The following is a 14,801-nucleotide window of genomic DNA, read 5'->3' on the forward strand; positions in this document are numbered from 1 at the left end:
CGCTCACTCCGCTCACTGTGGCTCCCTCCCCAGGAGTCGTCGTTCGTCCCACCACTCCGGTGCCTCCTCCGCGACCGGGCTCACCTCCACGAGCGTGATCTCGTGGCGGGCCAGCGTCAGGTCCAGTTCGGTGCGGTCGTCCTCGACCGGAAGGCGCAGGTGCCGGCGGCCGGGCTCGGCGGCCTCGTGGAGTACGTCGAGCTGGTGCGGGCCGGGTGAGCGCGGACTGCCCATCCGCTGCCAGGCCGTACGGGCGTTGCCGTGCTCCTCGTCGACCACGGACCGCCGTACGAACGCCTCCCGGGCGCCCGGCACCGGCACGGACAGCCGCAGCCTGTGGCGGGACGGCCCGGGGGTCTCGCCGCTCGCGTCGACCGGCGCCCAGGCGAGGACGGTGACCCGGCCGTCGGGGTGCCGGGTGACCAGGTGGTCGGTGCCGCGGGTGAGCAGGTCGGGGCCCATGCGGGCCATGAAGGCGTACAGGTGGTACGTCGGTTTCCTGATCTGTCGGTGGGTGAGCAGGCCGAAGCCGCCGTGGAAGAGGGCCGTGGGAGGCCCCTCCTCCTCGAACACGTCGCTGAAGGTCCAGTACGCGAAGGAGTCGACGCGATCGCCGCCGTGGGCGAGGACCGGAGCCAGGTACGCCGCGTGGAATGCGGTGTCGTGAATGGGGTTGTCGGGGCGGTAGGACGAGTTGAACTCGGTGATGTGGACCGGGAGTTCGCCCAGCCTGGTGCCCTTCAGACGCGCGCGGGGCGTGGCGAACTGGTCCAGGAGGTGCTGAGCGGGGGCCAGGACCTGATGGGTGCCGAAGGGGACGTGCTGGGCAGGGCCCGAGGTGTAGGCGTGCTTGGACACGAAGTCGACGGGGACATCGTGGTGTTCGGCGAACTCGGCGAAGCGGTCCAGCCACTCGTCCGAGGCGGGTGAGATCGCGGGACCGCCCACCTGGAGATCCGCGTCCACTTCCTTGACCGCGCCCGCGGTCACCTCGTAGAGGCGGTGGTACGCCTTCTCGTCCGCGCCCTCCCAGAAGTCGGCCAGGTTGGGCTCGTTCCACACCTCGATGGGCCAGGTGCGCACCTCGTCGAGGCCGTACCGGTCGACCAGGTGCCGGAGGGTCCCCCGGACCAGGCCGGCCCACTCCCCCATGTCCCGGGGCGGGGTGACGTTCCCGTGCCACCAGAACACGGTCTGCGTGCCCGAGGCCAACTCCTTGGGCATGAATCCGAGTTCGAGGAAGGGCCGGATGCCGAGCTCCAGGTAGGCGTCGACGACCTGGTCGACGTAGGTGAAGGAGTGGCGGACACCCCGGACGCCCTCGGGCCACTCGTAGGGCCGGTAGACGCCCATGCCGTCGCTCAGCAGTCCGTGCCCGCGGATGTGCCGGAAGCCGATGTCGCGCTGGAGGAGCTTCAGGGAGTCCTGGTAGTCGCGGCGCAGCGCGAGTTCGATCCGTCCGGTGCCGACGCAGTGGCGCCAGGCGTCGGAGAGGGGGCCGGACGACTGGGCGGGGATGCGGTGGATCACCCGTTCTCCTTCTTGAACCGCTCGTGTGCCTTGTTGTGCAGGTCGACGAGCTGCTGCATGTTCTTCGCCTTCAACTCGGCTATGTACGCGCCCCATTCGGACATGGGGCGCTTGCCGAGCACGAACTGGAGGGTGTTCTGGATGGCGTGGTCCTTGAGCGGGGTGTCCCAGAGCGTCGCCTGCTCCTGCTCGAAGGACTGCAGGGGGTGTGCCGGGTCGACGGGGAGTTCCTTGCGCTGGGACATGACGTCCTGGAACTTCTTCTCGTCCGGGCTGAAGTTGGAGGAGACCAGCTCCCAGCTGCCGCCGTAGGTGAACACGCCGTTGAAGAAGCCGAAGTCCTTCTGGAGGTCCTTCGGGGCGTCCGGGTCGGATCCCATCAGCGAGATGCCGGGCTTCAGCGTGTACTTGCCGCCGGACTCGGTGTAAGTGACGCCCTCCACGCCCCACTTGCAGAACTTCTGGCCCTCGTCGGAGTACCAGAGCCAGTCCACGAACTGCATCATCGCGACGAAGTCGGCGCTCTTGAGCGCCTTGCTGGAGATCATGACGCCGTTCTCCAGCCGGATGCCGCTCAGCAGGATCGGGCCGGCCGGGCCGAGCGGGACCGGGACCATCTCGATCTTCGAGCCCTTGACCTGCTTGCCCAGGTTGTAGCGGTAGTTCTGCACGAGCTCCTGCGGATTGGCGCTGATCACGTAGGACTTCTCGGCCAGCAGCTTCTGCACGGCCTGGTCGTCCTGCTGGGTGAAGCTCTCGGGGTCGAGGAGCTTCTCGGCGACGATCTTTCTCAGGTATTCGATCATCTGCCGGTAGGCGTCCTGGGCCGCGGTGAAGACGAACTTCTGCGCCTTGGTGTCGTAGCTGATGTTGTCGTACGTCCAGCCGGCCTTCACCCCGTAGGCCTGGCCGAGGTACTGGAACAACGCCCCGCACGGAAAGGGGGTGTTGGTGCTCCAGCGGTCGGTCCACGGGTACTTGTCGGGGTACTCCGCCTTGAGCGCCTTGAGGACGTCGTACACCTCGTCCCACGTCGTGGGCAGGGCCAGTCCGTGCTTGTCGAGGATGTCCGTGCGGAAGGACAGGGAGTAGCCGGACTTGGGCTTCTCGTGCAGGCCGGGCAGGAGGTAGTACTTTCCGTCGGACTGGCGGATGGAGTCCAGCTCCGGCTCCAGCTTCCACTTCTTCACCTTGTCGCGGAAGTTGGGCATCAGGTGCACGTACTCGCTGACCGGGAGGATCGCGCCGGAGGACACGAAGGGGACCTCACCGGGGTGGTACGTCTTCGGAATGATGAAGGGGGCGTCGCCCGAGCCGATGAGGACGCTGCGCTTCTTCTCGTAGTCGGCCAGCGGGACGTCGAGGGGTTTGATCGTGACCCCGGTGCGCTTGGTGACCTCCTTCCAGAACAGCCAGCTCTTCTTGAGGGGGTAGACCGGGTTGTCGTTGTGCAGCATGGAGAAGGACAGTGCCTTGGTGGCCTTGAACTGCTGACCGGCCTGGTACTCCTTCATCGCGCCGTTCTGCTTCTTGGACAGGTCCTTCGAGTCGCCTCCGTCCTCACCGCCGCCGCAGCCGGTGAGACCGGCGAGGCCGATGAATCCCGCGGCGGCCAGGATCTGACGCCGTGACAGCTGTCCGGTGTTCTCCACGGATACTCCCTTGTTCCGTAAGTGAATTGACGGGCTGTCAGCCCTTGACCGCGCCGAGCATCACGCCCGAGACGAAGTAGCGCTGGACGAACGGGTACACGCAGATGATCGGCAGGGCGGTGAGCACGATCGTGACCGCCTGGATGCTCGCGCCGACCTGGCTGAGCTCCGCGGTGCCGGCGCCCGCGTTGCCGCCGCCGGTGGCACCGGCGATGAGGTTGCGCAGATAGATCGTGACCGGCATCAGGTCGGAGTGGTCCATGTAGAGAAAGGCGCTGAACCAGGAGTTCCAGAAGGACACCGTGTAGAAGAGCACCATGGTCGCCACGACCGCCTTGGACAGCGGGAGCACGATCCGGAAGAGGATGCCGTAGGTGCTCAGGCCGTCGATCTGCGCGGCCTCCTCCAGCTCGGTCGGCAGGCTCTCGAAGAAGGCCTTCATCACCAGCAGGTTGAAGACACTGATCGCGTTGGGCAGCGCGATGGCCCAGACGCTGTTCTTCAGTCCGAGTTCGGTGACCAGGATGTAGTTGGGGATCAGACCGCCGGTGAAGAACATCGTGAACACCGCGATGCCGACGAGCACCCCGCGCCCCCTGAGGTGCCTCTTCGACAGGACGTAGGCGTAGCAGGTCGTCAGGACCATGGCCACGGCGGTGGAGACGACCGTGTAGAAGACGGTGTTGCCGTAGTTCCGCCAGAACATCGAGTCCTGGAAGACGATCCGGTACGTGGTGAGGTTGAACCCCTTGGGCCACAGGGTCACTTCACCGGCGCGGATCTGCCGCTCCCCGCTGAAGGACCGCGCGACGATGTTGACGAAGGGATACAGCGTCACCAGGACGACCAGGGTGAGGACCACCCCGTTGACGCCCTGGAAGACCCGGTAGGAACGGCTCGGCTTCACCACAGACTGGTCCCCACTGTGCGGCGCGAGAGCGTGTTGGCGGTGGTGATGAGGAACAGACCGATGACCGCCTCGAACAGGCCGATGGCGGCCGCGTAGCTGAAGCTGTTGGACTCGACACCGGCCCGGTAGACGTACGTCGAGATCACGTCGGCGGTCGGATAGGTCAGGGGGTTGTACAGCAGCAGGACCTTCTCGAAGCCGACCGCCATGAACGTGCCGATGTTGAGGATCAGCAGCGTGATCATGGTGGGGCGGATGCCGGGCAGGGTGACGTGCCAGATCTGCTTCCAGCGGTTGGCGCCGTCGATGCGCGCGGCCTCGTACAGGTCCTCGTCGATGGTGGTGAGCGCGGCGAGGTAGAGGATCGTGCCCCAGCCGGCGGTCTGCCAGATCTCCGAGCCGACGTAGATCGTGCGGAACCACTCGGGCTCCTGGATAAAGCGGATCTCGTCGTGCCCGAACCAGCCGAGAGCGTGGTTGACCGGCCCGTCGGTGGCGAGCATCTGCATGGTGAGACCCGCGACGATCACGATCGACAGGAAGTGCGGGAGGTACGACACCGACTGCACGAACCGCTTCAGTGAGCGCCGGCGCACCTCGTTGAGCAGGAGGGCGAGGACGATCGGGATCGGGAAGCAGAACACCAGCGTGAGCCCGCCGAGCCACAGGGTGTTGCGGAACACCTGCCAGAACGTCGGGTCGCTGAGGAACATGCGCACATAGCGCAGGCCCACCCAGTCCTCGCCGAACATCGAGCCGCCGGGCTCGAAGCGCCGGAACGCGATCACGTTGCCGATCATCGGCAGATAGCGGAAGACCAGGAAGAACAGCAGCGGCAGGACCGCCAGCGAGTAGAGCTGCCAGTCACGGCGCAGGGACCGGCGCCATCCGCCGCGCGGCGCGGGGCGGGCGGGGGCTCCGGGCGGGTCCTCGACGCTGAGTGGTGGAGAGGCCGACTTGACGGATGTGCTCACGCTCGGTCCTCTCAGACGGAGACACGGAACCGAAACTTTCGAGCTCTTACCGGTAACTGCGCGGCAACTTAGAGCCAGGGAGAAAGCGCTGTCAATGGGGTGTGCGGGAGATACCTGGGGCAGGAGTGGGGTAGGACAGGGAACGCCAACGCCCGGCTGTCCCCGCAAGTTTCACTACTTGGACCGACTCATGCGAGGTGTCCTGTGCCTGCGTTCGACCTGCCCGCCGACGAGCTGGAGCACTACCGTCCCGATGTCCAGGAACCCCCGGATTTCGACGAGTTCTGGCGTGACACCCTGAAGGAGGCGGCGCAGACAGAGGTGTTGGTGTCGGCACGCCCGGTGGAGAGCGGGCTGCGGCTGACACGGACCTGGGACGTCACCTTCCGGGGCTTCGCCGGCGATCCGGTACGCGCCTGGTACAGCAGACCCGCCGGGGTGCGCGAGCCGCTGCCCGCGGTCGTCGAGTACGCCGGTTACGGCCGCGGCCGCGGGCTCCCCCACGAGCGGCTGACCTGGGTGACCGCCGGATACGCGCATCTGCTGATGGACAACCGCGGCCAGGGCGACCAGTACGGCAACGGCGGCGCGACCCCCGACCCGCACGCCTCGGCACCGGGCGGCCCGGGTCCCGCGGCACGGGGCCTGCTCGACCCGCACACCTATCACTACCGTCGCCTGATCACGGACGCGGTGCGCGCGGTGACGGCGGTACGGGCACTGCCGGACGTGGACGGGGGACGCGTCGCGGCCGTCGGCAACAGCCAGGGCGGCGGACTGGCGCTCGCGGTTGCGGGGCTGGTGCCGGATCTGGCGGCCGTCCTGGCCACCGCGCCCTTCCTGTGCGGGATCCGGCGCGCTCTGGACCTGACCGACGCGAGCCCGTACGGCGAGATCAGCGCGTACCTCTCCGTGCACCGGGGTGCGGCGGAGGCCGCGTATCGCACGCTCGCGTACATGGAGGGCGTCTCGTTCGCCCGGCGCGCCACCGCCCCGGCCCACTTCGGGGTGGGCCTGCGCGACACGGTGTGTCCGCCGAGCGGGGCCTACGCGGCCTTCAACCGCTACGGCGAACTGACCGGCGTGGGCCCCCGCAAGGAGATCCACGCCTATCCGTACAACGGCCACGAGGGCGGTGACGCGGTGCAGGTGCGCCGCCAACTCGACTGGCTGGCCACGGTGTTGCCGATCAGCCGGTAGCCGGGGTGGACATGTGCCGGTGCGGGTTCGGTGCCGGTCCAGCCGTTTCCCCCAACTGATTTGACATCGTTGTCCGTTGGGGCTGTAGAGTCATGTATAGACCACTCGACAACGTTGTCGCGTGTCGGGTCGCCACAAGCCATGCACCATCCGCGTCGGCCATCACCCCCCCCCCTGCGCCGGCGCGGCTCGCGGACCCGGTGGCGCACAGCCCCACCGGGTCCGCCCCGAGCGGAAGGTTCGAGCACGTTCTGACGGTGATTCAGCCGACGCGGCAGGGAAGGGCCGTGGCCGTGTCGCCTCCGGAGCCGGTCACGACGTAGCCGAACGTCGTACTCTGCCCCGGACTGAGCGAGCCGTTCCAGTTGGCGTTGTGGACCATCACCGCCTGGCCGTTGTAGGTGGCGTTGCCGTTCCAGAGGCTGTCGACCTTCTGGCCGGACGGCAGGGTCCAGTCGACCATCCAGCCCAGCATCGGGACGTCGCCGGAGTTGGTGACGGTCACCTCGGACTGGTAGCCGCCGTTCCAACTGCCCGTGGTCTTACGGGTCGCCGTGCAGGTGCCCGGTACCGGTTCGGTCGGGTTGCCCGGCTCGTGGATGCCGGTGACCTCGCCGTTGCCGCCGTCGAAGACGACGTCGGAGCAGGAGTAGAAGGTCTCCGCACTGTCCGAGCGCTGCCAGACCATGTAGATGATGTGGCGGCCGGACTTGTTGGCCGGAAGCTGCCCGGTCCAGGAGTAGTTGGCCTCGACCGTGCCCGGGCTGCCGTTGAGCGGCGGGTGGTCGACGCTGAGGAACGGCTGGGCCTCCATGTCGTCCCAGGTGAGGGTCTTCTTCGGGTCGAAGCCGTCCTTGGTGACATAGACGTAGAACCAACCCGGGTGTGCGGCCCAGGCGTTGTAGGAGAAGTCGACCGTCTTGCCGGAGGTGAGATGGGTGAGCGGCCAGTCGTCGCGGGCAGCGTTGAAGCCGGTGAAGTTGGCGTTGCCGCCGCTGCACAGCTGGCCGTCCGGCACGAAGCCGCGGGTGCGGCCGGCGCCGTCCGAGCGGAGCACGGAGAACCAGTTGTAGAACGGCGTGGTGCCGCTGACCGCCTGCGCGTTCTTGCAGGCCGGGTTGATCGGCTTGATCTCACCGGTGTCGGTCAGCGCGTCCTGCCAGCACAGGAAGGTGCGGCTGGCGGGCTTCATCGGAGTGCCGTGGGCCTCCGCCTTGCCGCCGGTCGTGAGGACCAGGCTGAGGGCGGGGATGGTGGCGAGCAGGGAGACGAGGACCAGGAAGAGGACTCTGGGGCGGGTCACCCTCGATAACTTTGTCAGGATCATGACAGTCCAGTCCGTTCCTTGGGGTACGGGCCGTGCGGGGTGTGGGTGGTGTGAGGTGCGTGGTGCGTCATGCCGTGGGGCGGGAGCGGCGCGCGCGGGCGGGTTCCGGTCCGTCCGCGTGGGAGCGCTCCCACCCCACTTCTGCGGAAGATAGCGGCATGGGGCGCAGTTGTAAACGGCCCGCACTCCCGTCAATGGCGTGGCATGGCTTCACCGGAGATCGGATGGCGGCACATCCGACGGAAGCTTCGAGTTCCTGGCGTCCGGTTGGAAAGGAGCTGGCCTGGGCGGCCCTGGACGGCATGTGGGCCACAGTCCGTACCGGACGTGCGTGGACTGGACCGTGTGCAGGTCATCGAGCTACTCGCCGTCGGTGGTGAGGCCGAGGAACACTTCCGTGAGTGCTTCGGTCGGCCTCGCACGGCTGCGGCTCGAGCGCTACCAGAGCGTAGGCGTTTTCGGCTCGGGTGCTGTCTCCGATGTGGTCGCCGAGTACCAGCACCTCATCTGCGAGGCGGATCTTCGCCCGGTGCAGATCGTCGAGTCGAACCTTGAACGCCTCGGCCCCGTTCATCTCGGTCATGAAGCGGGTGGCGTCGCAGATCGCGACGATACGCGGGAGACTCAACAGCTTCTTCGCGTCGGCGGGCTTCTCCTCGAACTGGTCGCCCTCGCCACGACGCAGGCCGCACTCGGCTTCTCCTTGACCTCCTGGCAGCCGAACGCGAAACGGGAACGGCACCGAAGGCGCACACCCGGAGCTGTCATAGCACGCGTCATTCGACACATCCTCGCGCTGACCGCCTACGATCACTGACCCGAACGTCGACCAGCTCCACGTCCCCTTGTCTCGAACAGCGGTCGCCTCCCGTCTCGGGAACCTCACCCGAAGCGCGCGGACTTGGCGACCGCACCCCGTACACGTCGAGCGCCGCCTTTGTGCGCCGAGCGCAACTCGGCGCACCTATAGGGGGTTTCGTGCGCTCTTCGAGCTCCCGTGCTCCGACACCTCGGAACCGGAGCGCGTCTTTTCGGAGCACAAACAGCCGTTCCGGCGTTCTCTTCTACACGAGACGGCCCGCTCGGTCGCAGCTCAATGGGGCTCACAGGACTGCCGGCACCTCATCGGCACCAGGCCACGAACACGCTCCTGGCTTTGGCTCTATGCTCTTTGCTAGGGCCATAATGAGAGGAGCAAAAAGCTAGGAACTTTCTGTGCATGGCCGATCAGGTTCAGGGTACGTGCACGGGCGAAGGAGCGGCGATGACCCCCGTGGACCCCAGTCTGAACCGGCGCAAACTACGTCTCGCCCTGCGACAGGCGCGCGAGCGCGCCGGTCTGAGTCAGCGTGAGGCCGCCGAACAGGTGGAGTGGTCTCAGTCGAAACTGATCCGGGTGGAGACAGGTACGGTCAGCGTGTCCGTCAGCGACCTACGGGCACTGCTGACGCTCTATCACATCACCGACGCGACCCAGGTGCAGGAGCTCGAACAGGCGGCCCGGGGTAGCAAAGGGGCGAGTTGGTGGTCGAAGTATCACGACGTCGTCACCCCTCAGTTCGCCCAGTACCTGGGCTACGAGAGCGCGGCCACGTCCCTGCACGCATACCACCCCATCGTCGTCCCAGGCCACCTGCAGACCCGTTCGTACGCGGAAGCCCTCCTGGCCCCTCGCGGCCTCGCGCCCGAGCGGGCCGAGCGGGTCGTGGATCTGAGGATGGAACGGCAGAAGCGGATGTTCGACGGCTCTGGCAGGCCGGCCACGACGTTCGTTCTGGACGAGGCCGCAGTGCGACGACAGATCGGCGGAAAGGAAGTCCTGGATGGGCAGTTGGATCAGTTGCTCGACTTCGGCACACGCGACGGCATCACGATCCGCATCTTGCCGTTCGAGGCCGGGGCGCACTACAGCACTCTGGGCAGCTTCGTCCTGCTGAGCTTCCCCGACGACGACGACCTGCTGTACCTGGAACATGCCGCCGGCAGCATGACCGGCGGCGAGGACCTGGAGCTGCTGGCGCGTTACCAGGAGTGCTTTCATACGATCACGGAACTGGCACTCGGCGACACCGAGTCTCGCGACCTGATCGATCGCATCAAGCAAGACCTCGGGGCCCGCTAGTTCTGCGGCGCCCATGGCTGGCGGTGAAGCCAGGGGAGGACCGACGTGGTCGTCAGGTCGATATCTCAGGGCCTACAAGAGTGGGTCCGCACCTTTGTACAGGGCACCGCGGCTTCTGGATCGTCCGACGAGGACCTCAAAGCACAGGCCATCCAGGACCCGCAACAGACGAAGAATCTCATCGACATCGAGAACGCCCGTGGCGCCGTGAAGGCGAGGCTCGTGACGCGGATCGGCGTTCTCGCGCTCATCGGACTCGCGATGGTGGTCGGAGCGGTCCTCTTCGTCGTCGAGGCGGCCGGTGAGCTGCACCTCCCGTGGCACCGGATAGGTACCGTCGTGGTCACGTTCCTCGGCGCGTCCGGGATAGCCGGAGTCGTGAAGTGGTGGGTGATGCGCCGGATCAAGCGGCGCCGAGCATCGAGCCCGCCTACCGCGGAGCCCGTGTCCCAGAACCCTGCGGGAGGCGATCCGAACCAGGTCGGGACGGCGCCGCAGTGACATAGCCGGCCTTCCACACTCCCGCGCCGACGGCCATGGCGACCGCGACGGTCACCCACAGGATCCGCTTGGCGAGCACGCTGTCGACCAGCAGGGAGGCGAGGGCCGCGGCCAGCGTCGCCAACGCTCCGGCGCCCAGCGCGAACGCCACTAACCCTGTCGTGAGCGCGAACCGATTCCACGCCTTCTTCTCTGATTGCTGCACCGCAGATGCCTCGGCACCCATCCAGGCCCCCTACCTACTGCCGATGGCCGGTCAAGAACTTCACGAATGCTCTAACGCGTCCTGTATCACCGCGTGAAGAAACCGCGCCCAGACCGGAGCGGTGAACTGTACGGGCGAGCAGCAGGGTTCCTTGGAGTCACGGGCGAGCACTCGGTCCCCGAACACAGCGACCTCCACACAGTCCGACTCATTGCCACACCTACTGCTCCTGCGCCACAAGGGTTTCCCCCTATGCACCACCTCAGCCCTCCTGCTCCCCCGATGCGCCTGGGCAGTGCCCGTCCATGCTAGTGGGCGGCCACGCACTGCCGCAGGCAAGTGCCCCCGAACGTCAGGGCAAGGAACCACGCGCGGCACTCGCAAGACTACACACAGCTACTACATGCTCAGCCTAAATGATCCCAGTCCCCCACAGCCATACCCGAATCTGTCGATATGCCGTACGCCATTGCGACCGCCAGGTCTCACATCAAGTAGCCACTTCGTCGGCGTTCCCAACTGCCCTCCATGCAAACCGCTTTACATCTCCAATGGCTCAAGTACTGGCATTCCTTGGCTAGTTGGCATGGCTCAGCCCGCCAAGACTGTCGCGCAGGTGGGGGCCGTCCGGTGTGGAACGACGAAGGGCCGCACCCCCGTCACCGGGAGTGCGGCCCTCAGGCGCAGGTGTCCGTGCGGCCTACTTGCGGATCAGGCTGCGCAGCACGTACTGCATGATGCCGCCGTTGCGGTAGTAGTCGGCCTCACCGGGGGTGTCGATGCGGACGACCGCGTCGAACTCGACGCCCGTGTCGGTGGTGACCTTGACCGTGCTCGGCGTGGTGCCGTTGTTGAGCTCCTCGACGCCGGTGAAGGAGAAGGTCTCCTCGCCGGTCAGGCCGAGGGTCGCGGCGGACTGGCCCTCGGGGAACTGGAGCGGCAGGACGCCCATGCCGATGAGGTTCGAGCGGTGGATGCGCTCGTACGACTCGGCGATGACGGCCTTGACGCCGAGGAGCGCGGTGCCCTTGGCGGCCCAGTCGCGGGACGAGCCGGAGCCGTACTCCTTGCCGGCCAGGACGACCAGCGGGATGCCCTGCTCGATGTAGTTGCGCGAGGCGTCGTAGATGAACGACACCGGGGCGTCGTCCTTCGTGAAGTCGCGGGTGTAGCCGCCCTCGGTGCCCGGCGCGATCTGGTTGCGCAGGCGGATGTTGGCGAACGTGCCGCGGATCATGACCTCGTGGTTGCCTCGGCGGGAGCCGTAGGAGTTGAAGTCACGACGCTCCACACCGTGCTCGGTGAGGTACTTGCCGGCCGGGGTGTCGGCCTTGATGGCACCGGCGGGCGAGATGTGGTCGGTCGTCACCGAGTCGCCCAGCTTGGCCAGGACCCGGGCGCCCGTGATGTCGGAGACCGGGGTGGTCTCCATCGTCATGCCCTCGAAGTACGGGGGCTTGCGGACGTAGGTCGACTCGGCGTCCCACTCGAAGGTGTTGCCGGTCGGGATCGGCAGCGCCTGCCACTGGGCGTCGCCCGCGAAGACGTCGGCGTAGGACTTGTTGAACATGTCCTCGCCGATGGCGTTCGCCACGACGTCGTTGACCTCGGCCTCGGAGGGCCAGATGTCCTTGAGGAAGACCGGGTTGCCGTCCTGGTCGGCGCCCAGGGCGTCCTTGGTGATGTCCACCTTCATGGAGCCGGCGAGGGCGTACGCGACGACCAGCGGCGGGGACGCCAGGTAGTTCATCTTGACGTCGGGGTTGATACGGCCCTCGAAGTTCCGGTTGCCGGAGAGGACCGAGGTGACCGCGAGGTCGTGGTCGTTGACGGCCTTGGAGACCTCCTCCGGCAGCGGGCCGGAGTTGCCGATGCAGGTGGTGCAGCCGTAGCCGACGAGGTTGAAGCCGACCTTGTCGAGGTAGGGGGTGAGCCCCGCCTTGTCGAAGTAGTCGGTGACGACCTTGGAGCCCGGGGCGAGGGTGGTCTTGACCCACGGCTTGCGGGTCAGGCCCTTCTCCACGGCCTTCTTCGCGACGAGCGCGGCAGCGACCATGACGTACGGGTTGGAGGTGTTGGTGCAGGAGGTGATGGCCGCGACCGTCACCGCGCCGTGGTCGATCTCGTACGTCGAGCCGTCGGGGGCGGTCACGGTGACCGGGTTGGACGGGGCGCCGTTCGGGGCGACGGCCGGGGCGTCGGAGGCCGGGAAGGACTCCTTGCCGGACTCGTCGACGTCGTCGACGTAGTTGCGGACGTCCTGCTTGAACTGCTCGGCGGCGTTCGCCAGGACGATACGGTCCTGCGGGCGCTTCGGACCGGCGATGGAGGGGACGACCGTGGAGAGGTCGAGCTCCAGCTTCTCGGAGAAGTCCGGCTCGGCCTTCGGGTCCAGCCAGAGGCCCTGCTCCTTGGCGTACGCCTCGACGAGCGCGAGCTGCTGCTCGGAGCGGCCGGTGAGCTTGAGGTACTTGATGGTCTCGTCGTCGATCGGGAAGATCGCGGCGGTCGAGCCGAACTCCGGCGACATGTTGCCGATGGTGGCGCGGTTCGCGAGCGAGGTGGCGGCGACGCCCTCGCCGTAGAACTCGACGAACTTGCCGACGACGCCGTGCTTGCGGAGCATCTCGGTGATGGTCAGCACGAGGTCGGTGGCGGTGGTGCCGGGCTTGAGCTCACCGGTCAGCTTGAAGCCGACGACACGCGGGATGAGCATGGAGACCGGCTGGCCGAGCATCGCGGCCTCGGCCTCGATGCCGCCGACGCCCCAGCCCAGCACACCGAGGCCGTTGACCATCGTGGTGTGCGAGTCGGTGCCGACGAGGGTGTCGGGGTAGGCCTGGCCGTTGCGGACCATGACCGTGCGCGCCAGGTGCTCGATGTTCACCTGGTGGACGATGCCGGTGCCCGGCGGGACGACCTTGAAGTCGTCGAACGCGGTCTGGCCCCAGCGCAGGAACTGGTAGCGCTCGCGGTTGCGGCCGTACTCCAGCTCGACGTTCTGCGCGAACGCCTCGTGGGTGCCGAACTTGTCGGCGATGACGGAGTGGTCGATGACCAGCTCGGCCGGGGAGAGCGGGTTGACCTTCGCGGGGTCGCCGCCGAGCTCCTTCACGGCCTCACGCATGGTGGCGAGGTCGACGACACAGGGCACGCCGGTGAAGTCCTGCATGATCACGCGGGCCGGCGTGAACTGGATCTCCTGCGACGGCTGGGCCTGGGAGTCCCAGCCGCCGAGGGCGCGGATGTGGTCGGCGGTGATGTTCGCGCCGTCCTCGGTACGGAGCAGGTTCTCCAGGAGAACCTTGAGGCTGTACGGCAGGCGGGCCGAGCCCTCCACCTTGTCCAGCCGGAAGATCTCGTACGACTCGTCGCCCACGCTGAGCGTGGCGCGGGCGTCGAAGCTGTTCGCCGACACGACAGTCTCCTTCATTTTTGTGCGCTTACCACCGCATCCTGCCGCCACGCCGTCTTGGCCGATCCGCTAAGGTAAGGCTAAGTTAGGTATGCCTTACTGCCAGACCCAGCGAAAGCGTGCGACTGCGGTACGCCTCGGCAGATATCTCGATGTCGAGATAACTCTAGTACATGAGGCCCGGATGGTCATGCCCGGCCTCGGTGTGATGTCCCGGCGATCCGCGGATCCGCCGGCGAGCGGGGGCGCCTGCGGCATCGAGCCTCGCCGCGACCGACCCGCGCCGGTGACCTGACGGCGGCCGTTCGCGGGCTCCTTGCGCCTCGCCATGCCCGACCGGTCCCCGCCGGGAGGGCGGCCGCGCCCCCCGGGCCCGCGTCGGCCGGTTTGCCGACCTCGGCCACGGACACGGGCCGGGCCCCTGCCGCTCACCGCCGCGCAACCTGTCGCCGGGCAGCTCGCCCGAACCCGGAAGAGCGCGCCGGCCGGATGCCGTCCCGGCAGTACGACGGCATCCAGACGGCGCGCCGCCGGCACGGGCGTCGCGGGTGACGAACACCGCGAACGACACGCCCTGCCCCAACTCGCCCGCCACAGCGGGGCGGTGCGAACCCGACAGCCATCACTTCGCCGCGCCGGGGTATTCGAACAACGTCGAAAGCACGCGTCCGACCTTCAAGGGGAGGCCCCCATGCCGCTCACGTTCCGCAAGAGTTTCCGGATCCTTCCCGGGGTGCGGCTGAACATCAACCGGCGCTCCTGGTCCATCACGACGGGCGGCGGAAGCCACGGCCCGAAGCACACGCACAGCAGCACGGGACGTCGTACGACATCGGTTGATTTGCCCGGACCTTTCGGATGGCGTAAGACCCGCACCTCCAAGCGCCACTGACCTTCCCTCAGGCCCGTGCGGGCTTTCCCCCGAACGGACCTCCCGGAATGCGCCATCTCATATCTGAGATAGC

General features: G+C 67.2%; 12 protein-coding genes. 4 read left to right on the top strand and 8 right to left on the bottom strand.

Annotated features, from left to right (window positions below):
- Positions 1–12 precede the first annotated feature (12 nt).
- From ACFYZ8_RS23330 to ACFYZ8_RS23345, 4 genes are read right to left on the bottom strand one after another with little or no spacing between them, the layout of a single operon-like run.
- Entirely contained in the window at positions 13–1,530 is a 1,518-nt protein-coding gene (locus ACFYZ8_RS23330; RefSeq protein WP_388537190.1) for a xylan 1,4-beta-xylosidase, read from the bottom strand.
- Positions 1,527–3,182 (bottom strand): extracellular solute-binding protein, encoded by a 1,656-nt coding sequence (locus tag ACFYZ8_RS23335; RefSeq protein WP_388537192.1) that lies wholly within the window; start codon positions 3,180–3,182, stop codon positions 1,527–1,529. Before ACFYZ8_RS23335 ends, ACFYZ8_RS23330 begins: the two co-directional genes overlap by 4 nt.
- Before the next feature lie 37 nt (positions 3,183–3,219).
- Positions 3,220–4,092: a carbohydrate ABC transporter permease gene (locus ACFYZ8_RS23340; protein ID WP_359028940.1), complete on the bottom strand. Its 873-nt coding sequence runs from the start codon at positions 4,090–4,092 to the stop codon at positions 3,220–3,222.
- Positions 4,086–5,066 (bottom strand): ABC transporter permease, encoded by a 981-nt coding sequence (locus ACFYZ8_RS23345; protein ID WP_388537194.1) that lies wholly within the window; start codon positions 5,064–5,066, stop codon positions 4,086–4,088. The genes ACFYZ8_RS23340 and ACFYZ8_RS23345 overlap by 7 nt, the downstream gene beginning before the upstream one ends.
- Before the next feature lie 204 nt (positions 5,067–5,270).
- On the opposite strand from ACFYZ8_RS23345, the gene ACFYZ8_RS23350 reads away from it, so the two are divergent.
- Positions 5,271–6,266 (top strand): acetylxylan esterase, encoded by a 996-nt coding sequence (locus ACFYZ8_RS23350; RefSeq protein ID WP_388537366.1) that lies wholly within the window; start codon positions 5,271–5,273, stop codon positions 6,264–6,266.
- 262 nt (positions 6,267–6,528) lie between these two features.
- On the opposite strand, the gene ACFYZ8_RS23355 is transcribed toward ACFYZ8_RS23350, so the two are convergent.
- Together ACFYZ8_RS23355 and ACFYZ8_RS23360 are read right to left on the bottom strand one after the other, a co-directional pair.
- On the bottom strand, positions 6,529–7,593 hold the full coding sequence (locus ACFYZ8_RS23355; protein WP_388537195.1) for a lytic polysaccharide monooxygenase: 1,065 nt from the start codon (positions 7,591–7,593) through the stop codon (positions 6,529–6,531).
- 352 nt (positions 7,594–7,945) lie between these two features.
- Positions 7,946–8,278, bottom strand: a complete 333-nt coding sequence (locus ACFYZ8_RS23360) for a hypothetical protein (protein ID WP_388537368.1) — start codon at positions 8,276–8,278, stop codon at positions 7,946–7,948.
- 579 nt (positions 8,279–8,857) lie between these two features.
- Between ACFYZ8_RS23360 and ACFYZ8_RS23365 the strand changes: the two genes are divergently transcribed.
- Together ACFYZ8_RS23365 and ACFYZ8_RS23370 are read left to right on the top strand one after the other, a co-directional pair.
- Positions 8,858–9,715, top strand: coding sequence for a helix-turn-helix transcriptional regulator (locus ACFYZ8_RS23365; protein WP_359028944.1), 858 nt, complete (start codon positions 8,858–8,860; stop codon positions 9,713–9,715).
- 45 nt (positions 9,716–9,760) lie between these two features.
- Positions 9,761–10,216, top strand: a complete 456-nt coding sequence (locus ACFYZ8_RS23370; RefSeq protein ID WP_359028945.1) for a hypothetical protein — start codon at positions 9,761–9,763, stop codon at positions 10,214–10,216.
- Between the two features lie 265 nt (positions 10,217–10,481).
- Here the strand turns inward: ACFYZ8_RS23370 and ACFYZ8_RS23375 are convergent, their stop codons facing one another.
- The gene (locus ACFYZ8_RS23375) at positions 10,482–10,799 is read right to left on the bottom strand and encodes a DUF397 domain-containing protein (protein WP_388537198.1); all 318 of its coding nucleotides are present in this window, start codon (positions 10,797–10,799) and stop codon (positions 10,482–10,484) included.
- Positions 10,800–11,121: 322 nt separating this feature from the next.
- On the bottom strand, positions 11,122–13,839 hold the full coding sequence (gene acnA / locus ACFYZ8_RS23380) for an aconitate hydratase AcnA (protein WP_388537200.1): 2,718 nt from the start codon (positions 13,837–13,839) through the stop codon (positions 11,122–11,124).
- A gap of 688 nt (positions 13,840–14,527) precedes the next feature.
- Between acnA and ACFYZ8_RS23385 the strand changes: the two genes are divergently transcribed.
- Positions 14,528–14,728 (top strand): DUF4236 domain-containing protein, encoded by a 201-nt coding sequence (locus ACFYZ8_RS23385; RefSeq protein ID WP_359028953.1) that lies wholly within the window; start codon positions 14,528–14,530, stop codon positions 14,726–14,728.
- Positions 14,729–14,801 lie beyond the last annotated feature (73 nt).

The sequence above is a fragment of the Streptomyces sp. NPDC001668 genome, assembly GCF_042893155.1.
Taxonomy (GTDB): domain Bacteria; phylum Actinomycetota; class Actinomycetes; order Streptomycetales; family Streptomycetaceae; genus Streptomyces.

What these genes read in the sequence shown, in the direction of transcription:
- ACFYZ8_RS23385 (WP_359028953.1), top strand. Translation starts at nt 14,528, where the DNA reads ATGCCGCTCACGTTCCGCAAGAGTTTCCGGATCCTTCCCGGGGTGCGG.
- ACFYZ8_RS23365 (WP_359028944.1), top strand. Translation starts at nt 8,858, where the DNA reads ATGACCCCCGTGGACCCCAGTCTGAACCGGCGCAAACTACGTCTCGCC.
- ACFYZ8_RS23355 (WP_388537195.1), bottom strand. Translation starts at nt 7,593, where the DNA reads ATGATCCTGACAAAGTTATCGAGGGTGACCCGCCCCAGAGTCCTCTTC.